Here is a 24,592-nt window from a genome sequence, read left to right as displayed (position 1 = left end):
GATCGCCTGTCCCTTTGCGGGCAAGGCGAGGCCATGGTTCCCTTTTCGTTCGGTGGTCACGCGCTTTATGCTTTGCCCGAAGGGGCCTTGCTGTGGCCGGCGCGGCGCGCGCTGCTCGTCGCCGACCTGCATTTCGAGAAGGCGAGCTGGTATGCCGCGCGCGGGCAGATGCTGCCGCCCTATGACTCGCTGGCGACGCTCGCCGACCTCGCAAGGCTGGTGCAGGCGACCGGTGCCGAGGAATTGTGGTGCCTCGGCGACAGCTTCCACGACAGCGACGGCTGCGAACGGCTGCCGCCGGAAGCGCAGATCCGGCTGCGCGCGCTGACCGAGGGGCTGCGCTGGACGTGGATCACCGGCAACCACGATCCCGACATCAAGGACCGCTGCGGTGGCGAGACGGCGGACGAGGCGGAGGTCGACGGCCTGATCCTGCGCCACGAGGCCGATCCGGCCGAGACGCGGCCGGAACTGTCGGGGCATTTCCACCCCAAGCTGCGCATCCACGTGCGAGGCAAGAAGGTCGCGCGCCGCTGCTTCGTCGCGACCGCGCGCAAGATCGTGCTGCCCGCCTTCGGTGCGCTGACCGGCGGGCTGGATGTCGACCATCCCGCGCTGACCAAGGCGGTCGGCCGCGGCGCGGAAGCGCTGGTGCCGGTGGAACAACGACTGCTCCGCTTCCCGATCGCCGCCTGACGAAAGTCCTCCCCCGCCAGGGGGAGGGGGACCGCTCGGCGCCAGCCGAGTGGTGGAGGGGGAGGAAAGGTCGGGAGTGCTGCAACGAGGCTCCCGCCCTTTCCTCCCCCTCCGTCAGCTTCGCTGCCACCTCCCCCTGGCGGGGGAGGACTTACGCGTTAACGATACAGCGTCGGGAAACCGGTCTTGAACGCCGCGACCTTGGGCTTGTCCCAATGGACGATGTACGGATGCCCCGGATTGCGATCGTAGAAATTCTGGTGATACGCCTCGGCGGGATAGAAGCCGCCCTGCTCCACCTTGGTGACGATCGGCGACGGAAAGCTTTTCGCCGCGCCGAGCTGCGCGATATACGCACGCGCCACCGCCGCCTGCCGCGCATCCTGCGGGAAAATCGCCGAACGGTAGCTCGGGCCGCTGTCCGGCCCCTGGCGGTTGAGCTGCGTCGGATCGTGCGCGATCGAGAAATAGACGCGCAGCAAGGTCGCATAGCTCACCACACGCGGGTCGTAGGCGACTTTCACCGCCTCGGCATGGCCGGTACGCTCGGTCGAGACCTGATCGTAGGTCGCGGTGCGCGCCGCGCCGCCGGCATAACCCGCGGTGACCACGCGTACACCCTTCACATGCTCGAACACCGCCTCCATACCCCAGAAGCAGCCGCCGGCGAAGACCGCGGTCTGCGTACCGGTCGCGGCCGGCACGTCGGCCTTGGCGACCGGAATCGGCACCGCGCGTTCGGCCTCGGCAAAGCCGGTGGAGGCAAGCACGGCGGCAGCGGCACCGGCGATCGGCAACAGGATTTTCAGCATGTTACCCAGATGGGGTGCCGGCCGCCTCTCACCAAGAGCGACCGGCGACACAATCACTGCGCCTGTACGATCGGCGAGGCGGCCGGGATTGGCTGCACCGTCTGCGCCGCCGCCGGGTGCAAGGTCACAACACCGACCGCGCCGATGGCGAAGCCGCCGACGAATTGCCAGAAGAAGCCGCTCTTGATCACCTTGCGCATGACGCATGCCTTTGTTGTCGGGCGGGCAGGTCATTCGTCCTGCCCTATTGTGGACGCCGAGATCGTCTCTCTGCGCCCCGTTCGCAATAGCATTTATAGAAACGCTGCATTAACGCCGCGTGGCCGCGGCGTTCATCGCTCAGCAGGGTCGCCGCCGTCGGGTCAGCGCAGGTCGGCGCACGCCTGCTGGATGCGCTCGCAGGCCTTGCGCAGCAGGTCGTCCGACGTCGCATAGCTGATCCGCATCGCCGGCGAGAGGCCGAACGCCGCGCCCTGCACCGCCGCCACCTTGGCATCGTCGAGCAGATAGCCGACGAAATCCTCGTCGGTATCGATCCGGCGGCCGTTCGGGCTGGTCTTGCCGATCAGCTCGGCGAACGACGGATAGACGTAGAAGGCGCCTTCCGGCTTGGGGCAGTGCATGCCGGGGATCGCGTTGAGCATGTCGACGACCAGATCGCGCCGCGTCTGAAACGCGCGGCTGCGCTCTTTCAGGAAATCCTGCGGGCCGTTGAGCGCCGCGACCGCCGCCGCCTGCGCGATCGAACACGGGTTGCTGGTCGACTGCGACTGCAATTTGGCGATCGCCTTGATCAGCCACGGCGCGCCGGCGGCGAAGCCGATCCGCCAGCCGGTCATCGCATAGGCCTTGGAACAGCCATTGACGGTCAGCGTGCGCTCGTACAGCTCGGGGCAGACCTCGGCGATCGTCGCGAAGCGGAAATCGTCATAGACGATATGCTCGTACATATCGTCGGCGAAGATCCAGACGTGCGGATGCCGCGCCAGCACCGCGCCGAGCGCCTTCAGCTCGTCGACCGAATAGGCCGCGCCCGTCGGGTTGGACGGCGAGTTGAGGATCACCCATTTGGTCCGCTCGGTGATCGCGGCTTCCAGCGCTTCGGGCGAGAGCTTGTAATCCTGCTCCGGCCCGGCGACCGCGAACACCGGCGTGCCGCCGGCGAACTGGACGACGTCGGGATAGCTCACCCAATACGGTGCCGGGATCACCACTTCGTCGCCGGCATCCACCGTCGCGACGATCGCGTTGAACAACGTGTGCTTGCCGCCGACGTTCACCGTCACCTGATCGGTCGTATAGGTCAGGTGGTTGTCGCGCGCGAACTTGGCGACGATCGCCTGCTTCAGCTCGATCGTGCCGTCGACGTTGGTATATTTGGTCTTGCCGTCGCGGATCGCCTGGATCGCCGCGTCCTTGACGAAGTCGGGCGTATCGAAGTCGGGCTCGCCCGCGCCGAGGCCGATCACGTCGACGCCCGCCCGCTTCAGCTCGAGCACGCGGCTGGTGATGGCGAGCGTCGGCGACGGGCTGATGCGGCCGAGGGCGGCGGAGGGCTTCATGAATCGGGCCTCGATGGCGGATAGGACGCCGCGCCTATAGCGACAGCACCGGCTCTTTCGCAATCGCAACAACCGCCGGCATCAGTCCGCGTAGCGCGTTTCCGACAAAAAATGGCGCGGCAAGGTCGTCGCGCGACAGATAACCCTCTGTCGCGCGGCCCGTTTCGATCATTTCGGCGCGCAGCACGCCGGGCAGCAACCCGAGTGCTCGCGCGGGCGTCACCAGCCCGCCGCCGCCTGCCGGCACGAACAAGGAGGTGAAGCTGCCCTCGGTCAGCAGCCCGTCGGGTCGCACGAACACCACTTCGTCCGTCCCCGCCGCATGCCGCGCCGTATCGTAGAAGCCGCGATCGCTGGTCTTGTGGCGCAGGCGGAAATCGCTCGTCGCGACCGGCAGCGGCACCAGCGCGACCCGCAGCGGACCGGTGCGCGAAACGGGCGCCGGCGCGATCTCGATCGCGATCGCGCCGCTTTGCGCGAGCAGCAGCCGGATGCGCGCCGCCCCGCGCAGCCGGAAGGTCGCCGCCTGCAATTCGTTGCGCGCGCCATGCCGGTCGAAGCGGAAGCCGAGCGCCGCCGCACTCGCGGTCAGCCGCGCGAGATGGCGTTCGAGCAGCACCACGCCGTCCTCGGGATCGAAGGCCATCGTCTCGATCAGGTCGAGCGGGCGCTGTCCGGCGGTGACGAACGCGCCCTTGGCCTGCACCTCCGCCCATTCGTCGTCGGCGCGGCTGTCGGCGACGATCCCCGAGCCGAGGCCGAGTTCCGCGCTATCCGCGCCGGCGGCGATCGCCAGCGTGCGGATCGCGACGTTGAACGCGGCGTCGCCACCCGCGTCGATCCGGCCGATCGCGCCCGTATAGACGCCGCGTGGCGCATCCTCGATCGCGGCGATCACCTCCATACTGCGCTGCTTGGGCGCGCCGGTGATCGACCCGCAGGGGAACAGCGCCTCCAGCACGTCCACCGCGTCGCGTCCCGCCGTCAGCCGCGCGGTCACGGTGGAGGTCATCTGGTGGACGGTCGGATAGCTTTCGATCGTGAACAGCTCCGGCACGGCGACGCTGCCCGCCACCGCGACGCGCGACATGTCGTTGCGCATCAGGTCGACGATCATCAGATTCTCGGCCCGCTGCTTGGCATCGCCGCGCAGGCCCGCGATCCGCGCCGCATCCTCGTCCGCGCCGTCGCCCCGCGTCGCCGTGCCCTTCATCGGCCGGCAGGTGAGCCGGTCACCGTCGAGCGCGAAGAACAGCTCGGGCGACAGCGACAGCAGATGCCGCTCCCCGGTGGCGACCAGCGCGCCATGGCCCGCCGCCGCGCTCCGCCGCAGCCGGGCGTAGAGCGCCAGCGGATCGCCCGCCACCGCGACATCGGCACGCAACGTCAAGTTCGCCTGGTATATGTCGCCGGCGCGGATCATCTCCAGCACGCGTGCCAGCGCCTCGTCATAGGTCGCCCGCGCGATCCGCGGCCGCGGTGCCGCCGCCCAGGCACCGGCGGGATCGGGCAGCAACGCCGCCACCGCATCCGCCTCGATCCGGCGATAGCCGGCGAACAGCCCGAACCACAGCAGCGGCCCCTCGCCGTCGCGCGTGGCGACCGCGCGCGGCATCAGCGCCGCGCCCGCCTCATAGGTCAGATAGCCCGCGGCATGCAGACCCCGCGCCCCGGCCGCGCGCAACGTCGCGAGCGCCGGCGCCACCGCCTCCGGCGTCGCGGCACTGACGATCTCGACCGGATCGGTATAGAGCCGCGCGCCGGCGCCATCCGGACGGGCATCGTCGAGCAGCACGAGGGGCGCGTTCAGCATCCGCTCACGAATGCACGGCGTGACGCCCTCCGCGCAAGCGGCGATTGCCGCCACGGCATCAGCGGCTTATCTCCCCGCCATGACCAGCACGCCGGCCCGCGCCACGCCCCTGAAGGCCGTCATCGTCCAGGTGACGCCGTTCCAGCAGAATTGCACCCTGATCTGGTGCACCGAGACGATGAAGGCGGCGATCGTCGATCCCGGCGGCGATCTGCCGCGGATCAAGGCGGCGATCGCGCAGGCGGGCGTCACCGTCGAGAAGATCCTGCTCACCCACGGCCATATCGACCATGCCGGCGAGGCCAAGCCGCTCGCCGACGACCTCGGCGTGCCGATCGAGGGGCCGCACGAGGCGGACCGGTTCTGGCTGGCGCGGCTCGACGACGACGGCCGCAGTTACGGCATGACCGGCGTCGTCTTCGAACCCGATCGCTGGCTGGTCGAAGGCGATACGGTGACGATCGGCAATCTGGAACTCGACGTCTACGAAACGCCGGGCCACACGCTCGGCCACGTCATCTTCCACCATGCGCCTTCGAAGTTCGCGCAGGTCGGCGACGTGCTGTTCCAGGGTTCGGTCGGCCGCTCCGACATGCCCGGCGGCAACCACAAGCAATTGATCGAGACGATCGTCACCAAATTGTGGCCGCTCGGCGACGACACCGCCTTCATCCCCGGCCACGGCAACCCCAGCACCTTCGCGCACGAGCGGGCCAGCAACATGTTCGTCAGCGACCGCGCGCTGGCCGAATGAAGACGGCGGATCGTTGCGGCTGCGAAATCGGTAAATTGCTGAATTAGAACGTTTCTACCGGACACATATGTAGGGTGCCTCGTTAGCGGCGTGGGATTACCCCGACGAGAGGATAAGCCGCATGGCCATCAAGTTTGCCGGAACGATGAACGCGATCAATCGCGGGCTCGACGAAACCAAGCCCAACAAGGGCGCCGACATGGTCGAGGATTGGGAAGCGGCACTGGCCGATCTGGACGTCACGGGCGCCAAGGGCATCCTGCGCGACCTGGGCTCGCTCCGCAAGCAGCTCGAAAAGGACCAGCCGGACGCCGATCGCGTCCATGCGCTGCTGCACCGTCTCGGCGCGGCGACGACCAAGATCGCCGACAAGGCGGACAAGTCGCAGGACAAGCTGAAGGCACTGGGCGAAGCGCTGACCGAAGCGGGTGAAGACCAGCCCGACGAGGAAGAAGACACCGCCGCCGCCGCCGCTCCGAAGCGCGCGCGCAAGAAGGCGTAACGTCGACGGGCGGACGGCCAACCGGTCGTCCGCCCGCGATCCCGGCCGCATCCGCCGCCCTGCCCCGCGGCGGATACGGTCAAGCGATATCGAATGCCACCGGCACACCCTGCTGCCGATATTGCCGCAGCGATGCGAGCAGGCGGGTCCCGAGTTCCTCCAGCGTCACCGCCGCCACCCGCTCCTCCGCCGAGGCCGAAGAGCGCAGCACGTCCGCCATCGCGAGTTGCGCCTGGGTGATCCGGTCGATCGCCTGCAGACTGTGCATATGCTGGCGCAACGTCTCCGAATTCGCGGCGAGGTCGTAGGCGAGATCGGCGAGCACGGTGGTGAGGCCGGCCAGCTCGTCGGCCAAAGCATGCGCGAGCGCAGGCTCGACGCCGTCGACGGCAAGTGGAGCGTTCTGGATGAGACCGGTCATTTCGAGCACAATCTGATGACGCTGCGCGACAATTGGTCGGGCGGCACGGGTTGCGATGCCATCCGGCGGGTCATGACGAAGCCGTCGGCGCGCTGTTCGGCGGGCGCGATGCAATAGCCGCCGCCCGCCTGCAGCGCACGGACGCCGGCATCGCCGTCCTCGCCATCCGCGCCGAGCAGCAGGCCGACCGCTTCCGCCCCCGCCGCTTTGGCAACCGAGGCGAAAAGGATCGAAATCGAGGGCCGTTCGCCCGCAACCGGATCGCGCGGCAGCATGCGCAACCTGCCGTTCGGCCACCCGTCGACGACGACGTGATGATCGCCCGGCGGCGCGAGATAGATCGTCCCCTGTTCGATCGCCATACCGTCCTCGGCGAGCACGATCTTCGGCGCGATCTCGGCGGCCATCTTGTCGATCAGCGTACCGGCGAGCCCGGCACCGAGGTGCTGGACGACCACCGTCGGCGGGCAATTGGCGGAAAAGCTGCCGAACAGATCGAACAACGCCTGCGTCGCCGCCGCCTCGCCGCCGATCGCGAGCAGGCGGCCGTTCCAGTCGATCGGCGGCGCCGCGACCGACTTGCCCGCCGTGCTGCTCTTCACCACGGCGCCCTTGGCGGCCTTGATCCGCTTGCCTAGTTTGGCGAGGATCTTGTCGAACTCCGCCGCCACCGCGACCTTGGGCTTGGGGAAACAGTCGATCGCGCCCAGCCGCAGCGCCTCGATCGATGCCTCCGCCCCCGCCTCGGTGCGGGTGGAGAACATAATCACCGGCATCGGCCGGTCCGCCATCAGCTCGGCGAGATAGTCGATGCCGCTCATCCCCGGCATCTCGACGTCGAGCGTCATCACGTCGGGGTGGAATTGCTGGCGCATCGCGCGCGCCTCTTCCGCACCGTCGGCGGAGCCGACGACGACGACGCCGGGGATCCGTTCCAGCGCGCCGGACAGCAAGGCGCGCATGGTGAGCGAATCATCGACGACGAGAACTTTGACCGCAGCGGCCATGGCCAGGCTTCCTTGAACGAAAATGGAGGTAAAAAGGGAGGAACGTCCGCGGACCGGCCAGATTTACCGAAATGCGATGGACGGCCGACTCATGCCGCGTCGGGCAGCGCCATCGTGCTGTCGATCAGCCGTTCCAGCGCCAGCACCAGGATCAGACGCTGGTCGATCGTCGCCAGCCCTTCCAGGAAATTCGCCGCGGGCGTCTCGCCAATATCGGGCAGCGGCTGCATGCCGTCGTCGGGCACGGTGACGATGTCGTTGACCGCATCGACGATCAGGCCCTGCAATTGCTCGCCGATGCGCACGACGATGATGACGTGGCGTGCCGACGGATCGGTCATCCCCCAGCCGAGCCGATGACTGAGATCGAGCACCGGCAGCACGATGCCGCGCAGGTTGACGACGCCGCGGACGTGCGGCGGCACGTTGGGCAATGGGGTGGCGGGCGACCAGGCGCGGATTTCGCGGATCGCCATGATATCGACGCCGAGGATCTGCTCGCCGATCTGGAAGGTAATGAGCTGGCGGGACATGGAACGGTCTCCTGAAAAGGCGATCAGTGCAGCACGCGGCGGATCGCCGCAGCGAGCTTTTCCGGGTGGAACGGCTTGACGATCCAGCCGGTCGCGCCGGCCGAACGGGCTCGCTGCTTCTTCTCGTCGGAGCTTTCGGTGGTCAGCACCAGGATCGGCAAATTGCGGTGCCGGTCCTGTTCGCGCACCTTCTCGATCAGGCCGAAGCCGTCGAGCCGGGGCATGTTGATGTCGGTGATCAGCAGGTCGGGCTCGACTCCGTCCAGCCGTTCCAGCGCCTGCACGCCGTCTTCCGCCTCGAGAACGTCATAGCCGAGGTCGGTCAACGCCGCTCTCAGCAGCATCCGCATACTCGGCGAATCGTCTACGGTCATGATGGTGCTGGGCACGGAACTTCCTTCACTGGGATAATTGGGGCGCATTAGAAGAATTCGACGTCGCCGACCGCGGCGACCGGGACGGGGACAGGGGCGACGCGCAATTGCTCGACCGGGCGGACGTTGGCGACGCGACAGCGTGCGAGGCCCAGCGTCGGGCGGAACTCGACACGACGCGCGCCGTAGCCGCCGACGTCCTCGCCGACCAAAGCGATCCGCTCGTCACGCAGGAAACGGCGTGCGAACAGCGCGTTGGTCGCACCGATGTCGCGGAAGCCGTCGCGCAGCGAGGCGCCGCCATAGATGCGCGCCTTCAGATTGGTGCGCGTCGCACCCATCGCCAGCATCGCGTTGATCAGCACCTCCATCGCATAGACGCCGTAGCGCTGCAGCGACGAGACGTCGGTGTCGTTGCTCCCCGGTTCGGCGAGCAGGAAATGGTTGAGCCCGCCGACCTTGACGACCGGGTCGAACAGGCAGGCGGAGATGCAGCTGCCCAGCACGGTGGTCAGCACCGCCTCGGGATCGTCCGAGACCTTGGTCTCGCCCTGCATGATCGTGATACGGCGGAGGCCATCGACCGTCCGTACGGCGTTTTTCATGCGCGGCACTCGGTGAGCAGGCGTGCCGCGATCCGCGACAGCGGCAATTGCACCGTCACCGCGCCGATCTGCTTGGCGGCGGCGGGCATGCCGTAGACGACGCAGCTATCCTGGTCCTGGCCGATCGTCATCGCGCCGGCATCCTTCATCTTCTTGAGGCCCTCGGCGCCGTCGGCACCCATGCCGGTGAGGATCGCACCGACCGCCGACGCCCCCGCCCAGCGCGCCACCGACAGGAACAACCGGTCGACCGAGGGGCGGTGGCCGCTCATCTTCTCGTCGGCGACCAGGCGGCAGCGGCGCAGCGTGCCGCCGGTGACCTCCAGATGGTGCGAACCGCCCGGCGCGACATAGACATGGCCCGGCTCCAGCGTCGCGCCGGAACGTGCGACGCTGACCTGCGGTGCCGACAGTCGGTCGAGCCGCGCGGCGAAGGTCGGCACGTAGGTTTCGGGCATATGCTGGACGATCACCGTCGGCGGGCAATTGGCCGGGAAGCCCGACAACAGCTCGATCAGCGTCTCGACGCCCCCGGTCGACGATCCGATCGCGATCATCGCATCGGCACGCGGTTCGTAATCGGTCGCGGGCTTGGCGGCCGGCGTGACGAAGCGCGGGCGCCGGCGGCTCTTGGCGGCGGTGCGCACCAGCTCGGCGAGATCGTCGCCCAGACCTTCGCCGAACGCGGTCTTGGGCTTTTCGTAACAGTCGAACGCGCCGAGTTCGAGCGCGCGGATCGTCGCCTCCGCACCGCGCCCGGTCAGCGTCGACAGCATGACCACCGGCATCGGCCGCAACCGCATGATCTTCTCAAGGAATTCGAGGCCGTTCATGTCGGGCATCTCGATGTCGAGCGTGATCACGTCGGGGTTGAGCGCCTTGATCATCTCGCGCGCGCTGTGCGGCCCGTCGGCGGTGCCGATCACCTCGATATCGTCGTACCGCGACAGGCTGTGCGACACCATCGCGCGCATCGTCGGCGAATCGTCGACGATCAGGACGCGGGTCGGCGCGGTCTTGGGATGCGAGGCGATCATGACGCTACCTTCTGGAAAGTGGTCCGCCCGACGCAGGTGAACCGCGGCGCCACCGACGCGGCAAGCCGCTCCGAATGACCGATGTAGAGGAAGCCGCCCGGTTCGAGCTGGTCGGCGAGCCGCGACTGCAGCCGTTCCTTCGTCGTCTCGTCGAAGTAGATCATCACGTTGCGGCAGAAGATCGCGTCGAACATGCCGCGCATCGGCCACGATTCGAGCAGGTTGAGCTTGCGGAACGCCACCCGCTCGCGGACCAGCGGATGCACCTCCGCCTGGTCGCCGTCGCGCGCCACCCAGACCGAGCGCAACGGCTGCGGAATGCTCGCCGCCGTCTCCAGCGAATAGCGTCCGGCGCGCGCCGCCTCCAGGATCTCGGTCGAGAGGTCGGTGCCGAGCACGCGCAGATCGGTCCGCGCCAGCCGCTGCCCGTTGCCGCGTTCGGTGCCGAACATCGCCATCAGGAGCGAATACGGCTCCTCCCCGCTCGAACAGGCCGCCGACCAGATCCGCACCTTGCCGCGCGACGCGAGCCGCTGGTCGAGAGCGGGCCAGGCATGTTCCATGAAATGGTCGAAATGATGCGATTCGCGGAAGAAGCTGGTGTGGTTGGTGGTCAGCGCGTCGAGCGCGCGGGTCCGTTCCACCTCGTCCTGATCGATGAGATCGATATAATCGGCGAAGCAAGTCAGGCCGCAGGCGCGCACCCGCGGCGCCAGCCGGCCATAGACCAATTGCATCTTGCCCGGCGGCAGCAGGATGCCGGCCGCGTCGTAGACGAAGGCGCTGATCGCCGCATGATCCGCGGGTTCGAAACGGAATTCGGTCGGGCGGTTCGCCGCCAGCATCACCGCGCTCATGCGGCGAGGCCCAGCGGCGCGGCGGCGACGCGGTCGCGCCGCCAGCGCGAGATCAGCGCATCGACGTCGAGGATCAGCGCAACGCGCCCGTCGCCGAGGATGGTCGCACCGGCAAGACCGGGGATCGCGGTGTAATTCGCCTCCAGGCTCTTCACCACGACCTGCCGCTGGTCCTGGATCGTATCGACCATCAGGATCGCCTGGCCGACGTCGGATTCGACGACGATCAGCACCGCCTGCGACGGATCGGTCTGCGCGCCGTCGATGCCGAGTTGTTCGGCGACGCGATGCACCGGCACGTAGGAGCCGCGGACGTCGAGCAGCGAGGCGCTCGGCCCGAGCACCTTCACACCGTCCTGATCGGGACGCAGGCTCTCGACGATATGGCCGAGCGGGATGACGAAGGTCTGGTCGCCGACGGTGACGATCATGCCGTCGAGCACCGCCAGCGTCAGCGGCAACGACAGCGCGAAGCTGGAACCCGACCCGAAATGCGAGGTGATGCCGATCCGGCCGCCGAGCGCCTGGACGTTCTTGCGCACCACGTCCATGCCGACGCCGCGGCCCGAGATGTTGGAGACGGTCGCCGCCGTCGAGAAACCCGCCGCGAAGATCAGATTGTCGGTCTCCTCGTCGCTCAGCAGAGCGTCGGCAGCGATGATGCCGCGTTCGACCGCCTTGGCGCGGACGCGCTTGCGATCGATGCCGCGGCCGTCGTCGGCGACGGTGATGACGATCCGCCCGGAATGATGCGCCGCGGATAGCGTTACCACACCTTCTTCCGGCTTGCCCGCGGCGAGCCGCTCGGCCGGGGTTTCCAGGCCGTGGTCGACCGCGTTGCGAATGAGGTGGGTCAGCGGCTCGCCGATCCGTTCGACCACGGTCTTGTCGACCTCGGTCATCTCGCCGACGATATCGAGGCGGACGCGCTTGCCGGTCTCGACCTCCAACTCGCGGATGATACGCGGCACGCGGCTGAACACCGTCTTCATCGGCTGTGCGCGGATCGCCATCGTCGATTCCTGCAATTCGCGCGTCAGATGGTCTAGGTCGGTCAGCTCGGAAATCCCCGCCATCGCATGTTCGGACAGGCGCTGCGCCAGCATCGCCTGGGTGATGACCAGCTCGCCGACGAGGTTGACCAGCCGGTCGAGCTTGTCGAGATCGACGCGGATCGTCTGCGCAGCCGGCGCCACCGCGGCGCGCGGCGCGGCCGGCTCCGGCGGCAGCAGCGGCACCACCGGTGCCGGCGCGGGTGCCGCGGCCACCGGTGCGGGCGCCGGCGCCGGCGCCGGTGCGGGCGCGTCGAAGTCCGCATCCAGCGTCGGCAGCGGCAAGTCGAACGGCAGATCGTCGTCATTGTCCGCGGTCGCCGCGCCGCCGATCCGCTCGATGCGCAGCTCGCACTCGCCCATGAATTCGAAGATCGCGCGAATGTCGTCCTCGGCGACCGCAGCCGGCACGATCGCGGTCCAGCCGAGATAGCAGCGCTCGGGATGCAATTGGTTGAGCGGCGGCAGCGCCGACAGATCGGCGGCGAGCACCTTGCCGTCCAGCATCGTCAATTCGCGCAGCAGCAGCAGCGGATCGCCGCCATTCTCCAGTGCGTCGGCACCGGGGACGAAGGTCACCTGCCAGTCGCCGGTCGCGCCGACCGGCGCGGGCGCCTCGCACAGGGCGAACAGATCGTCGAAATCGTCGCCGGCGAACGCGACAGGCGCGAAGCCCATCTCGTCGGCGACCTCCTCGGCAGCGACCGGTGCCGCCGGGGTGGCGACCGGCGCGGGCGCCGCATCGGGCGAGGCGGCGGCGACCAGCCGCGCGAGCATCGCGCCGTCGGCGGGCGCGTCGCCACCGTCGCGCGCCGCGGTGACGTGGTCGCTCAGCATGTCGAACGCGCCGACGATCGTGCCGAGCAGGTCGGCGGTCAGCGTCAGCGTGCCGTTGCGCACCAGGTCGAGCAGCGTTTCGTATTCATGCGCATAGGCCTGCAACCGCTCGTGACCGAAGGCGCCGGCGCCGCCCTTGATCGAATGGACCGCACGGAAGATCGTGTTGATCGTCTCGGGATCGTAATCGCCCTGGCGCACGCTGCCGAAGCTCGCCTCCATCGTGGCGAGGCCTTCGTCGCATTCCTGAAAGAAGATCTGCTGGATCTCGTCGAGGTTCATCATCAATCCTTTCAGGCGGCCAGATCGCGGTCGTCGTCGCCCGGCAGGTCGAGCGCCGCATCGAGCCCGGCGAGCGCGATCATCCGCGCCAGCGCCTCGCTGGGCTGGTCGATCCGGAAGTCCACATCCTGTTCCACCGCGGTGGCGCGGGCGCTGGCGAGCACCTGGAGGCAAGCAAGACCTGCGCGCGTCACCTCGCTGCCGTCGAGATGGACCGGCTCACCGCGGTCGATCCGGTCGAGCAGCGCGACGCGCAGCGGACCGGCCGCCGACGTATCGAGCATCTCGGGAAGCAGGGATGTGGCGGGCAGGGACATGCGGGTTCGACTTTCGATACGTTCGAAACGGGTTAGAATTCGGACCAATCGTCACCGGCGACCGCGACGGCGGTCCCCCGGTGCGACTGTCCGGCGATGCGGCGGCCCTCGTCGGCGGCGCGGCGCTGCAGACGGTGGACGCGATTGTCGGTCGGTACCGCCTTCAGCGCGGGCTGGGCCGGGCGCCCGGTGCGGAAGCGCACCATCTGCGCGACCAGCTCGCTCGCGTCGGAAGACAGGTTGCGCGCGGCGGCGGTCGCCTGTTCGACCATCGCGGCATTCTGCTGCGTGACGCCGTCCATCTCGCCGACCGCGACGTTGACCTGCTGCAGGGCGGTCGCCTGCTGCTCGGCGGCGGTGGCGATCTGCGCCACCAGCCCGCTGATCTCGCCGAACCGGCCGATCAGCCGCTGCAACGCCTCGCCGGTCGCGCTGACCAGCGCGACGCCGGCATCGACCTGCACCGACGAAGCGGTGATCCGCGTCTTGACGTCCTTGGCCGCTTCCGCCGAGCGCTGGGCGAGCGCCCGCACTTCGGAGGCGACGACCGCGAAGCCGCGGCCCGCGTCACCGGCCCGCGCCGCCTCGACCCCGGCGTTCAGCGCGAGGAGGTTGGTCTGGAAGGCGATGCCGTCGATCACCGAGATGATCTCCGAAATCTCGTCGGAGGCGCGTTCGATCCCGCCCATCGCGTCGACCGCGCGGGCGACGACCTGGCCCGATTCCTCGGCCTCGCCGCGCGCCGCGCCGACGACGCCGTTGGCGCGCTCGGCCCGCGCCGCGGTGTCGCGGACGGTGGCGGTGATCTGCTGCATCGCCGCCGCGGTCTGCTCGAGGCTCGCCGCCTGCTGTTCGGTGCGCTGCGACAGATCGTCCGACGCCTGCAGGATGTCGCCCGAGCCGCCGTCGATGCTCGCGGCGGCGTGATTGACCGCCGCGACCGCCGCCATCATCGCCTCCATCGCGATGTTGAAATCGCTGCGCAGCGCCTCGAACTCGGCCGGAAAGTCGCTGGTGATGCGGAAGGTCAGATTGCCCTGCGCCAGATGCCCCAGCCCCTCGGCCAGCGCGCCCGCCATCGCCCGCTGCGCGCCGGCGGTATTGGCTTCCTCCATGTTGTGGCGGAAGATCGCCATCGCCTTGGTCATCCGGCCGACGCAATCCTTGTTGTCGGTATGCGCGATCGGCGCCTGCAGATCGCCCGCGGCGAGCGCTTCCATGCGCAGCACCGTCTGGACATAGGGCCGGCACATGATGCCGCCGGCGAACAGCGTCGTCACGCACATCACGACGACGGTCAGTGCCGCGACGCCGATGTCGATCGCCGGGCTGGTATGGATCATGCCCGTCGACGCCCCCGCCGTGATCGCGACCAATATGGCACCGAGCAGCGCCTGCATTCCTGCGAGGACGCGGAATTTGACGCGGATCGGCGCGCGTTTCTCGAACCAGCTCAACATCGGCAACGTCTCCATCGACGACCGGCGGAAACGGTCCGTCCGGTCCATGACGATGGGGGGTGGCAGCATCGACTTAACGCGACGTTGACCACCCATTTTGGGTGTAATCAGATTGGTGCGGTGCCGGCGGTCGCGCCGCGCGGCATGGCCGCGATCGGTGACGAACCGCGTGCGGCCGGCGGAAGAGCGGCGGCAAGCACGGTCGCGATGATCGATACGATGAAACTGCACGCTGCCCCCCTTCCCTTCTTCCTAGAGCGGACCGGCCGTGGCCGGTCGCGATCGCTTAGAATTCCGACCAATCGTCCGATGCGACCGCGACCGCGGTACCACCGCCACCGGTGCCGGTGCGCCGCGCCGAGCGCGCGATCCGGCGGCCGGCATCGGCGGCACGGTCCTGCAGCTGATGCACCACCGGCACCGCGCGCAGGACGGGTTCGCCGGCGTTCAGCTTGAAGCGCGCGACCTGACGGGCGAGCTCGTCGGCCTCGGCCGACAGGCTGCGCGCGGCGGCGGTCGCTTCCTCGACCATCGCGGCATTCTGCTGGGTGACGCCGTCCATCTCGCTGACCGCGGTGTTGACCTGCTGCAGGCCGGTCGCCTGCTGCTCGGCGGCCGAGGCGATCTGGCCGACCAGCGTGCTGATCTCGCCGATGCGGCCGATGATCCGGTCGAGCGCCTTGCCGGTCTCGCTGACCAGCTCGACGCCGGCATCGACCTGTTCGGACGAGGCGGTGATGCGCGTCTTGACGTCCTTGGCCGCTTCGGCCGACCGCTGAGCGAGCGCGCGCACTTCGGAGGCGACGACCGCGAAGCCGCGGCCCGCGTCACCGGCACGCGCCGCCTCGACGCCGGCGTTGAGCGCCAGCAGGTTGGTCTGGAAGGCGATGCCGTCGATGACCGAGATGATGTCGGAGATTTCGTTCGAGGAACGCTCGATCCCGCCCATCGCTTCGACCGCACGGCGGACGACCTGACCCGATTGCTCGGCGTCGATACGTGCTTCCTCGACGACGCTGTTGGCGCGCACCGCGCCAGCGGCGGTCTGCCGGACGGTCGAGGTGATCTCGTCCATCGCCGCCGCGGTTTCCTCCAGGCTCGCCGCCTGCTGCTCGGTGCGCTGCGACAGATCGTCGGACGCCTGGCGGATGTCGATCGCGCCGTTGTTGATCCCGCTGGTCGCTTCGGTCACGGCGCGCATCGTCTCGGCGACCGCATCCAGCGCCCGGTTGTAATCGACGCGCACCCGCTCGTAATCCGCGGGGAAGCTCTGCTCGATCCGGAAGCTGAGGTCGCTCGCCGCCAGCCGCGTCAGCCCCTCGCCGAGCGTGCCGACGACCTGCTGCTGCGCGGCGGCGGCGGCCTGGACGGTTTCGGCATTCTGCTTGAAGACGCTGACCGCGCGCGACATCCGGCCGATGCAGTCGCGATGGTCGGCGAACGGGATCGGCGCCTTGAGGTCGCCCGCGGCCAGTTCCTCCATGCGGACGACCGATGCGACATAGGGATCGCTGATCGCCTTGCCGCTGACCAGGACCGCGACGACCGTCACGACGAACAGCACGGCGGCGACGACGACGTAGATCGTCGCTTCGGCGGGCGTCGCCTCCGCGGCGAGATAGGTCGTCGCGACCCCGGTCGCGGCCACGGTGCCGTGCAGTGCGAGCAAAACCTTGAACTTGGTACGGATGGGCGCGTGATTCGCGAACCACTTAAACATCATCAGGTCCTTCGATGAAGGCGGACGCTCCCGCCGATCCCGGCCTCTTCATCGTTTCGAATCAGCCTCTAACGTTCAAATTGGACCGAAAGTCTGAAGACCTCGTTAAATACAGCCAATCTGAACGGACCTGTTGCCATTATAGAACGGCTTTTAAAGGAATCGTGCCCGATGCGGCCATGATCGCCGTTGTCACCGCGCCGTCGTGCAACGGTCGCGATTCTGTCACGCGCCTACGTCACCAGCCTCCCTGAAAGCGCATCGGCGCCAGGGGGATAAGAGCATGATCGAACGGTTTCGGTGGGTCGGCGTCGCCTCGGCCGCATTGCTGATGGCGCAGGCCGCCGAGGCGCAGGAGGTGCCGCAGGACACCGCCGCCGCGGTGACGCAGAGCGACGACGGGACGACCGGCGGCGCCGGCGGCGACATCGTCGTCATGGGCTTCGGCCAGAGCCGGCAGGTGCAGACGGTATCCGCGATCGACATGGAGCGGCTGACCCCGGGCACCTCGCCGCTGAAGGCGGTCGCCAAGCTGCCCGGCGTCAACTTCCAATCGTCCGACGCCTTCGGTGCCTATGAATGGTCGACGCGCATCTCGCTGCGCGGCTTCAACCAGAACCAGCTCGGCTTCACCCTCGACGGCGTGCCGCTCGGCGACATGAGCTACGGCAACGTCAACGGGCTGCACATCAGCCGCGCGATCATCTCCGAAAACCTGGCGACGACGACGGTGGCGCAGGGTGCCGGCGCGCTCGGCACCGCATCGACCAGCAATCTCGGCGGCACACTGCAATTCACCAGCCGCAAGCCCTCCGATACCCCCGATCTCGTCGCCTCGGGCACCTATGGCAGCGACCAGACCTATCGCGCCTTCGTCCGCGCCGGGAGCGGCGACATGGGCGGCGGGCTAAAGGGCTATCTGAGCTACGGCTTCCTCACCACCGACAAGTGGAAGGGCCAGGGCGTCCAGCGTCAGCACCAGGCCAACGCCAAACTGGTCAAGGATTTCGGCGAGCGCGGCAGCATCACCGGCTTCGTCGATTTCTCCGACCGGCGCGAGAACGACTATCAGGATCTCAGCCTCGACATCATCCGCCGCCGCGGGCTGAACAACGACAACATCACCGGCAACTATCCGCTCGCGCTGCAAATCGGCCGCGTGTTCCAAAACCTTGCCAAGGCCAAACAATATTCGGATGCCAACAATGGCTCGACGGCGGGGTTCATCCCGCCTTGGCCCACCGCGGGTTTCACATATCCGGCCGGCTTCGCCACGGTAGACGATGCTTATTACGATGCCGGCGGCCTGCGCCGCGATTGGCTGGGTGGCGTCACGTTCGACGCCAAGCTGACCGATGCGCTGTCGATCGTCTCGACGGCGTATTATCATCACAACAAGGGTCAAGGCTCGTGGATCACGCCTTACGCCCAGACTCCCGCCGGAGCGCCCGATGGCCGCGGCGGCACGATCGCAGCGGTCTCACCCTTGTCGTTCCGCACCACGGAATATGGCATCGACCGTGCCGGAAACATCACCCGGCTGACGTTGCGGACCGGGGCGAATGCGCTGGAACTTGGCGGCTGGTATGAAAGCAACAGCTTCCGGCAGGCGCGCCGCTATTACGGGATGGGCAGCGACAATACGCCCAACCGCGACACGTTGTCCTTCCAGTCCGCTCCCTTCCAGACTGACTGGGATGGTAAATACGATACGGAAACGCTGCAATATCACGTCGCCGATACGCTCGACCTCGGCGCGCTGACGCTCAACGGCGGCTGGAAGGGCATGCGCGTCGGCAACCGCGCCAATCTGTTCACCGGTGCGCTTGGCACCGGCAAAATCCAGGCGCGCGACTGGTTCCTGCCACAGGTCGGTGCGCTGTACCGGCTCGGCAGCGGCGCTGAATTGTTCGCCAGCTACACGTAAAACATGCGTGCCTTCGTATCGTCTGCGACGACCGGGCCCTTCGCAACGAGCAAGGACGGCTTCGATGCGATCCGCTCGAACTTGAAGCCGGAGACGTCGAAGACCGTCGAGGGCGGCGTCCGCCTCCATAGCGGCGGCTTGCAGGTGTCTGCGGTCGGCTATTACGTCGACTTCGCCAATCGCCTGCTGTCCTTTTCCAACGGCGCCGGCATCATCGGCAATCCGCCGACGCTGAACAACGCCGGCAACGTCGAGAGCTATGGCGCCGAAGCGTCGGCAAGCTATCGCATCGTCCGGCCGCTGACGCTGTTCGCCAGCTATTCCTACAACAAATCGACCTATCAGGACGACGTGCTCAGCGCGGCGGGCATCGTCTTGTCGCCGACCAAGGGCAAGACGGTGGTCGATACGCCAGAACATATGGTCAAGGGCGAGATCGTCTATGACGACGACCGCTTCTTCGCGCGCGCCGGTGGCGATTACATGACGAAGCGCTACTTCACCTATCTCAACGACCAGTCGGTCGGGGCGCGGCTGCTGGTCGATGCGAGCATCGGCTACCGGCTGCATGGCCTCGGTGGCGTTCTGGAGGGACTGGCGATCGAGGGCAGCGTCACCAACCTGACCGACAAGCGCTACATCGCGACGATCGGCAGCAACGGCTATGTCGCCAGCGGCGACAACCAGACGCTGCTCGCCGGTGCGCCGCGCCAGTGGTTCGTCACTTTACGCCGCGGCTTCTGACCCGCCGGGGGTCAGCGGGTGCCGAGCAGGCGACGATATTCCTGCTCGGCATGCCCGTAGGTGTCGCCGGCAAGCGTCATCAGCTTGCCGCGGTCGCGCACTACGACGCGGCCGCGGAAGGCACGGATCGCCTGTTCCTCTTCCAGCCGGTGCAGCGCGTCGGTGACGCTGCTGCGCCGCACGCCGAGCATCAGCCGGAACTCCTCGTGCGTCATGCAGATATCATCCTCGCGGACGCGATCGTGATAGAGCAGGATCCAGCGCGCCATGCGCCGCTCGATCGGGTGGGCCAGTGACGAGACGATCGTCCGCCCCATCTGCAGCATCAGCGTCTGGACGAACCGCAGCAGCATCGCGCGCAATCCCGCGCTCTGCTCGACCGCTGCGAGCAGCACGGGGGCGGGCAGGCGCAGCGCTGCGCCATGTTCGGCGCGCATCGTCACGTCATAGGGCGAGCGGTCGTCGCCGAGCAGCAGCGGCCAGCCGATGAACCCCTCCGCCCCGACCAGCGCCACCGCATAGCGGCGGTCGCCCTCCAGCGCGTCGAGGATGCCGGCGATGCCGTCGTCGAAGAAGCAGACGCTGGCGATCCGTTCGCCGGCGCTGGCGATATCGTCGCCCACCGCGAACGTCACCCGTTCCAGATGCGGTGTCAGCATCGCCCAATCCGCATCCGCCAATTGCAGCAGCAGCCGGTTGCTGGTGCCCCGATCCTGCGTGCCGATCACGCTCTTCACCCCCGTCGCCATCCGCCGTCCGCATCCCCCCGCCGCTTCGTCGACACCTTTTGGTCCGCTTCCGTACAGCAACATAGATTGATCAAGGTTGTTCCTCGACAGTAACAACAGGAGGAATCATGTCCGTCACTCGCACGTCCGCGCGCACCGCGACCGCATTTGCCGTCGCGCTGCTCGCCTCGACCGCCGTCCGGGCGCAGTCCGCCCCCTCGCCGAGCGCGCCGCCGCCGCCCCCACCGCCCGCCACCGCGACGCAGCCGCCCAAGGCTGCACCCGACATGCAGGCGGTGCTCGACGCGCTCGCCGGGCTCGGCGGCAAGCCGATCGAGACGCTGACCCCGGCCGAGGCACGTATGCAGCCGTCCGCCGCCGACGGCGCCAAGGCGGTGATGGCGAAGCGCGGCATGCCGACGACGCCCGACGCCTCCGTGACGACGCAGGACAAGCCCTATGGCGCCGATCCCAAGCAGTTCGTGCGCATCTACAAGCCCGCCAATGCCCCCGCCGGCGGTGCGCCGCTGCCGGTGATCGTCTATTATCACGGCGGCGGCTGGGTGATCGCCGACGTCGATACCTATGACGCGGCACCGCGCGCGATGGCCAAGGCGCTCAACGCGATCGTCGTCTCGGTGGAATATCGCCACGCGCCCGAATTCAAGTTCCCGGCGCAGCACGACGATGCCGCCGCCGCCTATCGCTGGACGCTGCAGAATGCGGCGGGCTGGGGCGGCGATCCCGCCAAGGTCGCGCTCGCCGGGGAAAGCGCCGGCGGCAATCTTGCCGTCGCGACCGCGATCTATGCCCGCGACAATCGCCTGACTGCGCCGGTGCACGTCGTCTCGGTCTATCCGATCGCCAACAGCAGCAAGACGCTGCCCTCGCGTCGCGATTCGGCGAATGCCAAGCCGTTGAATGCGGCTATGCTCGGCTGGTTCGGGTATTACTATCAGACGCGTGCCGCCGATGCGCAGGACCCGCGGCTCAACCTCGTCGTCGCCGATCTGCGCGGCCTGCCGCCGACGACGATCATCAACGCGCAGATCGATCCGCTGCGCTCGGACGGCGAGACGCTTGCCGCAGCGATGCGCAAGGCGGGCGATCAGGTCGAACAACGCACCTTCCCCGGCGTTACGCACGAATTCTTCGGCATGGGACAGGTCGTCCGCGGCGCCAAGGACGCCAACGACCTCGCCGTCGCACGGCTGAAGACGGCGTTCGCCGCACCGGCGCGCAAGCGCTGATCCGTACGCGGGGCGGAATCGTCCGCCCCGCGTTACCTGTTCGAACAGGAGACCTTCGATGACCGACGCCCCCATCCGCTACCGCCCCGATGTCGAGGACGTGCAGCCCGACGAGGCCGAGACGATCGCCGCGTTGTGCACCACCTTCGACACGATCCTGGAGCGCACCGCCGAGGATTACGGCCACGCCGTCCGCTCGGTCCACGCCAAGGCGCATGCCCTGCTCGAAGGCGAACTGACCGTCGATGCCGGCCTGCCGCCGGAGCTTGCGCAGGGATTGTTCGCCGACGCCGGCACGCACAAGGTGCTGCTGCGCCTGTCGACCAACGCCGGCGACATCCTGCCCGACGCGATCAGTCTGCCGCGCGGGCTCGCGATGAAGGTGTTCGACGTTAAGGGCGCGCGGCTGCCCGGCGCCGAGGGCACGTCGCAGGATTTCGTCATGGTCAACGGCACGGTGTTCCAGGCCAAGACCGCCGACAAATTCCTCGGCAACCTCAAGCTCCTCGCCAAGACCACCGACCGGCTGGAGGGCACCAAGAAGGTTCTGTCGTCGGTGCTGCAGGGCGTGCGCGCGACGCTGGAGACGGTCGGCGTCGAGAGCGCCGCGCTCAATTCGCTCGGCGGCGCGCCCAATGTCGAGCCGCTCGGCGAGACCTATTACAGCGTCACGCCGTTCCGCTACGGCGATTATATCGCCAAGTTCAGCCTGAAGCCGATCGCACCGGAGATGACGGCACTGACCGGCAAGACGATCGACGTCGACGGTCGCGAAGATGCGATCCGCGACGAAGTGCGCAGCGAGATGCGCACGATCGACGCCGCCTGGGAATTTCGCGTCCAATTGTGCCGCGACCTCGACCGCCAGCCGATCGAGGACCCGACGGTGGAATGGGACGAGGACGAGGCGCCGTTCCACCGCGTCGGCATCGTCCGCGCCGCCGCGCAGGAAAGCTGGTCGGAGGACAGTGTCCGCGCGATCAACGAGGAGAGCCGCTTCAGTATCTGGACGGGACTCGACGCGCATCGCCCGCTCGGCAACATCAACCGCGCACGCAACGAACCCTATCGCCACTCCGCCGACTTCCGCGCGCGGGTGAACGGCTGCCCGTATCACGAGCCGATGGGGGCGTAAGCGTACCCATCGGGCAGGCGCATCAGGAGCCGTACGTCACGTCTGATGTACCCCGGCGAAGGCCGGGGCCCAGTTGGGGAGGCTGTTGTAAGTCATTACAAGCCCTTACCCAACTGGACCCCGGCCTTCGCCGGGGTACGGCCCCGCGGGATACTCGATCAGCGGCTGACGAACTGCTGCTGTGACGGCGAGTAGCGTGCGCCGTGGATTTCGATCCCGGCCAGCGCGGCATCGATCCGCGTCAGATCCTCGGCCCCCAGCACGACGTCAGCCGCGCCGAGATTCTCTTCGAGCCGGTGCAGCTTCGTCGTCCCCGGGATCGGCACGATCCACGGCCGCTGCGCCAGCAGCCAGGCGAGCGCAATCTGCGCGGGCGTCACGGCCTTCTCCGCCGCCAGCATCGCGATGAGATCGACCAGCGCCTGATTGGCCTGCCGCGCCTCCGCGGCGAAGCGGGGCACGTTGCTGCGGAAGTCGTTGGCGTCGAACGTCGTGTTCGCGTCGATCTTGCCGGTCAGGAAGCCGCGGCCGAGCGGCGCGAACGGGACGAAGCCGATGCCGAGTTCCTCCAGCAGCGGCAGGATCTCCGCCTCGGGCTCGCGCCACCACAAGGAATATTCGCTCTGCAACGCGGTGACCGGCTGCACCGCATGCGCGCGGCGGATCGACTCGGTGCCCGCCTCCGACAGACCGAAATGGCGCACCTTGCCGGCCCGGATCAGCTCACCCACCGTGCCCGCGACATCCTCGATCGGGACGTTCGGGTCGACGCGGTGTTGATAGAGCAGATCGATATGGTCGGTGCGCAGCCGGGTCAGCGCCGCATCGGTGACCGCACGGATATTCTCGGGCCGGCTATCGAGCCCTTCGGTGGTCACGCCGTTGGTGAAGCCGAACTTGGTCGCGATCACGACCGAATCGCGCACCGGCGCGAGTGCCTCGCCGAGCAAATCCTCGTTGGCGCCCTGCGCATAGGCTTCGGCGGTGTCGAAGAAGGTGACGCCGCGGTCGTGCGCGCCGCGCAACAGCCTGATCGCCTCGCTGCGTTCGGTGGCGGGGCCGTAGGCGTGGCTCAGCCCCATGCAGCCGAGCCCCAACGCCGACACTTCGAGCCCGCGGCCCAATTTACGCGTCTGCATCATTCGTCCTCCGATTGGTTCGGACGCAAGATAGGGCGGCGGGGAGCGCGCGATTAGACAGGCCACATCGCTTGGGCCTATGAATGCCGGTCATGAGTTCCGATCTGCGCCGCGAAGACCTCGCCAGCCTGGCGTTGTTCCTGACGGTCGCCGAGGAGCGCAGCTTCACCCGCGCCGCCGTCCGCCTCGGCCTGTCGCAATCGGCGTTGAGCCATGCGATGCGCCGGCTCGAAACCAAGCTGGGACTGCGCCTGCTGACCCGCACCACGCGCAGCGTCGCGCCGACCGAAGCGGGCGAACGCCTGATCGAGACGCTGCGACCGGCGCTCGACGCGATCGACGGTCGCATCGCCGCGCTGACCGAATTGCGCGAAAAGCCGGCGGGCACGGTGCGGATCACCACCCCCGAACAGCCCGCGCGGACCATCCTGTGGCCGGCGATCGACCGGCTCACCGCCGCCTATCCCGACATCTGTGTCGAACTCGATCTCGACGCGAGCCTGACCGACATCGTCGCCGGACGTTTCGACGCCGGGGTGCGACTCGGCGAGCGGCTAGAGCAGGACATGATCGCGGTGCCCATCGGCCCGCGGCTGCGGATGGCGACGGTCGCGGCGCCGGATTATCTCGCCCGCCGCGGCGTGCCGGCAACGCCGCACGATCTCGCCGACCACGCGTGCATCAACCGGCGGATGCCCAACGGCAGCCTGTATGTCTGGGAATATGAGAAGGATGGCCGCGTGCTCAACGTCAAGGTCGAGGGCCAGATCGTCGTCAACGACGTCGATCTGATCCTCGCTGCGGCGCGCGCCGGCCATGGCCTCGCGCATGTGGTCGAGGATCGGGTCCAAACTTTGGTCGCGGACGGGACGCTCGTCCGCCTGTTCGCTGAATGGTGTCCGCCGTTCGACGGGTATTTTCTTTATTATCCGTCGCGCCGCCAACCCTCGGCGGCATTTGCGCTGGTATTGGAAGCATTGCGTTATCGCGATCCGTTCGCATAAGCGAACGTCGTACGACCCGATCTT

At 67.9% G+C, this 24,592-nt stretch carries 23 protein-coding genes and 1 pseudogene; 7 read left to right on the top strand and 17 right to left on the bottom strand.

The window, feature by feature from the left end:
* Positions 1–33: 33 nt before the first annotated feature.
* Positions 34–696, top strand: coding sequence for a ligase-associated DNA damage response endonuclease PdeM (gene pdeM / locus SFC76_RS18315; protein ID WP_322850844.1), 663 nt, complete (start codon positions 34–36; stop codon positions 694–696).
* Between the two features lie 158 nt (positions 697–854).
* Here the strand turns inward: pdeM and msrA are convergent, their stop codons facing one another.
* The 4 genes from msrA to pabB form a co-directional block, all read right to left on the bottom strand.
* Complete coding sequence (gene msrA / locus SFC76_RS18310) at positions 855–1,508, bottom strand: peptide-methionine (S)-S-oxide reductase MsrA (protein WP_322850843.1); 654 nt, start codon at positions 1,506–1,508, stop codon at positions 855–857.
* Positions 1,509–1,561: 53 nt separating this feature from the next.
* The gene (locus SFC76_RS18305; protein ID WP_322850842.1) at positions 1,562–1,708 is read right to left on the bottom strand and encodes a hypothetical protein; all 147 of its coding nucleotides are present in this window, start codon (positions 1,706–1,708) and stop codon (positions 1,562–1,564) included.
* 162 nt (positions 1,709–1,870) lie between these two features.
* Positions 1,871–3,070, bottom strand: a complete 1,200-nt coding sequence (locus SFC76_RS18300) for a pyridoxal phosphate-dependent aminotransferase (protein WP_322850841.1) — start codon at positions 3,068–3,070, stop codon at positions 1,871–1,873.
* Between the two features lie 34 nt (positions 3,071–3,104).
* Positions 3,105–4,883: an aminodeoxychorismate synthase component I gene (gene pabB / locus SFC76_RS18295; RefSeq protein ID WP_322850840.1), complete on the bottom strand. Its 1,779-nt coding sequence runs from the start codon at positions 4,881–4,883 to the stop codon at positions 3,105–3,107.
* A 79-nt stretch (positions 4,884–4,962) separates the two neighbouring features.
* On the opposite strand from pabB, the gene SFC76_RS18290 reads away from it, so the two are divergent.
* Together SFC76_RS18290 and SFC76_RS18285 are read left to right on the top strand one after the other, a co-directional pair.
* A complete protein-coding gene (locus SFC76_RS18290; protein WP_322850839.1) occupies positions 4,963–5,637 on the top strand; it encodes an MBL fold metallo-hydrolase in 675 nt (224 codons plus the stop codon).
* A 121-nt stretch (positions 5,638–5,758) separates the two neighbouring features.
* Positions 5,759–6,139, top strand: a complete 381-nt coding sequence (locus SFC76_RS18285) for a hypothetical protein (RefSeq protein WP_322850838.1) — start codon at positions 5,759–5,761, stop codon at positions 6,137–6,139.
* Positions 6,140–6,218: 79 nt separating this feature from the next.
* On the opposite strand, the gene SFC76_RS18280 is transcribed toward SFC76_RS18285, so the two are convergent.
* From SFC76_RS18280 to SFC76_RS18230, 11 genes are all read right to left on the bottom strand, one after another.
* Positions 6,219–6,560: a hypothetical protein gene (locus tag SFC76_RS18280; protein WP_322850837.1), complete on the bottom strand. Its 342-nt coding sequence runs from the start codon at positions 6,558–6,560 to the stop codon at positions 6,219–6,221.
* Positions 6,557–7,567, bottom strand: a complete 1,011-nt coding sequence (locus SFC76_RS18275; protein ID WP_322850836.1) for a chemotaxis protein CheB — start codon at positions 7,565–7,567, stop codon at positions 6,557–6,559. Before SFC76_RS18275 ends, SFC76_RS18280 begins: the two co-directional genes overlap by 4 nt.
* An 89-nt stretch (positions 7,568–7,656) precedes the next feature.
* Entirely contained in the window at positions 7,657–8,100 is a 444-nt protein-coding gene (locus SFC76_RS18270) for a chemotaxis protein CheW (RefSeq protein WP_322850835.1), read from the bottom strand.
* A gap of 23 nt (positions 8,101–8,123) precedes the next feature.
* A complete protein-coding gene (locus SFC76_RS18265; RefSeq protein ID WP_322850834.1) occupies positions 8,124–8,489 on the bottom strand; it encodes a response regulator in 366 nt (121 codons plus the stop codon).
* A 32-nt stretch (positions 8,490–8,521) separates the two neighbouring features.
* Positions 8,522–9,079 (bottom strand): chemotaxis protein CheD, encoded by a 558-nt coding sequence (locus SFC76_RS18260; protein WP_322850833.1) that lies wholly within the window; start codon positions 9,077–9,079, stop codon positions 8,522–8,524.
* Positions 9,076–10,116, bottom strand: coding sequence for a chemotaxis response regulator protein-glutamate methylesterase (locus SFC76_RS18255; RefSeq protein WP_322850832.1), 1,041 nt, complete (start codon positions 10,114–10,116; stop codon positions 9,076–9,078). The genes SFC76_RS18260 and SFC76_RS18255 overlap by 4 nt, the downstream gene beginning before the upstream one ends.
* Positions 10,113–10,973: a CheR family methyltransferase gene (locus SFC76_RS18250; RefSeq protein ID WP_322850831.1), complete on the bottom strand. Its 861-nt coding sequence runs from the start codon at positions 10,971–10,973 to the stop codon at positions 10,113–10,115. The genes SFC76_RS18255 and SFC76_RS18250 overlap by 4 nt, the downstream gene beginning before the upstream one ends.
* The gene (locus SFC76_RS18245; RefSeq protein ID WP_322850830.1) at positions 10,970–13,144 is read right to left on the bottom strand and encodes a chemotaxis protein CheA; all 2,175 of its coding nucleotides are present in this window, start codon (positions 13,142–13,144) and stop codon (positions 10,970–10,972) included. Before SFC76_RS18245 ends, SFC76_RS18250 begins: the two co-directional genes overlap by 4 nt.
* An 11-nt stretch (positions 13,145–13,155) precedes the next feature.
* A complete protein-coding gene (locus tag SFC76_RS18240; RefSeq protein ID WP_322850829.1) occupies positions 13,156–13,461 on the bottom strand; it encodes an STAS domain-containing protein in 306 nt (101 codons plus the stop codon).
* 32 nt (positions 13,462–13,493) lie between these two features.
* Positions 13,494–14,921: a methyl-accepting chemotaxis protein gene (locus SFC76_RS18235; protein WP_416222445.1), complete on the bottom strand. Its 1,428-nt coding sequence runs from the start codon at positions 14,919–14,921 to the stop codon at positions 13,494–13,496.
* A 286-nt stretch (positions 14,922–15,207) separates the two neighbouring features.
* Positions 15,208–16,644, bottom strand: coding sequence for a methyl-accepting chemotaxis protein (locus tag SFC76_RS18230; protein WP_322850827.1), 1,437 nt, complete (start codon positions 16,642–16,644; stop codon positions 15,208–15,210).
* 280 nt (positions 16,645–16,924) lie between these two features.
* On the opposite strand from SFC76_RS18230, the pseudogene SFC76_RS18225 reads away from it, so the two are divergent.
* A pseudogene (locus tag SFC76_RS18225) lies at positions 16,925–19,312 on the top strand (TonB-dependent receptor).
* Between the two features lie 11 nt (positions 19,313–19,323).
* Here the strand turns inward: SFC76_RS18225 and SFC76_RS18215 are convergent.
* Complete coding sequence (locus SFC76_RS18215; protein ID WP_322850824.1) at positions 19,324–20,061, bottom strand: Crp/Fnr family transcriptional regulator; 738 nt, start codon at positions 20,059–20,061, stop codon at positions 19,324–19,326.
* A gap of 107 nt (positions 20,062–20,168) precedes the next feature.
* Between SFC76_RS18215 and SFC76_RS18210 the strand changes: the two genes are divergently transcribed.
* A complete protein-coding gene (locus SFC76_RS18210; protein ID WP_322850823.1) occupies positions 20,169–21,290 on the top strand; it encodes an alpha/beta hydrolase in 1,122 nt (373 codons plus the stop codon).
* A 58-nt stretch (positions 21,291–21,348) separates the two neighbouring features.
* Entirely contained in the window at positions 21,349–22,425 is a 1,077-nt protein-coding gene (locus SFC76_RS18205) for a catalase family protein (protein WP_322850822.1), read from the top strand.
* A 158-nt stretch (positions 22,426–22,583) separates the two neighbouring features.
* Here SFC76_RS18205 and SFC76_RS18200 read toward each other — a convergent pair whose 3' ends face one another.
* Positions 22,584–23,564 (bottom strand): aldo/keto reductase, encoded by a 981-nt coding sequence (locus SFC76_RS18200; RefSeq protein WP_322850875.1) that lies wholly within the window; start codon positions 23,562–23,564, stop codon positions 22,584–22,586.
* Between the two features lie 104 nt (positions 23,565–23,668).
* Here SFC76_RS18200 and SFC76_RS18195 point away from each other — a divergent pair, with 104 nt between their 5' ends.
* Positions 23,669–24,568: a LysR family transcriptional regulator gene (locus SFC76_RS18195; protein ID WP_322850874.1), complete on the top strand. Its 900-nt coding sequence runs from the start codon at positions 23,669–23,671 to the stop codon at positions 24,566–24,568.
* Positions 24,569–24,592 lie beyond the last annotated feature (24 nt).

Source organism: Sphingomonas sp. CD22 (genome assembly GCF_034556155.1).
Lineage (GTDB): Bacteria > Pseudomonadota > Alphaproteobacteria > Sphingomonadales > Sphingomonadaceae > Sphingomonas.
Note: the sequence above shows the minus strand (reverse complement) of the source record. Positions and strands in the feature narration are given on the sequence as shown.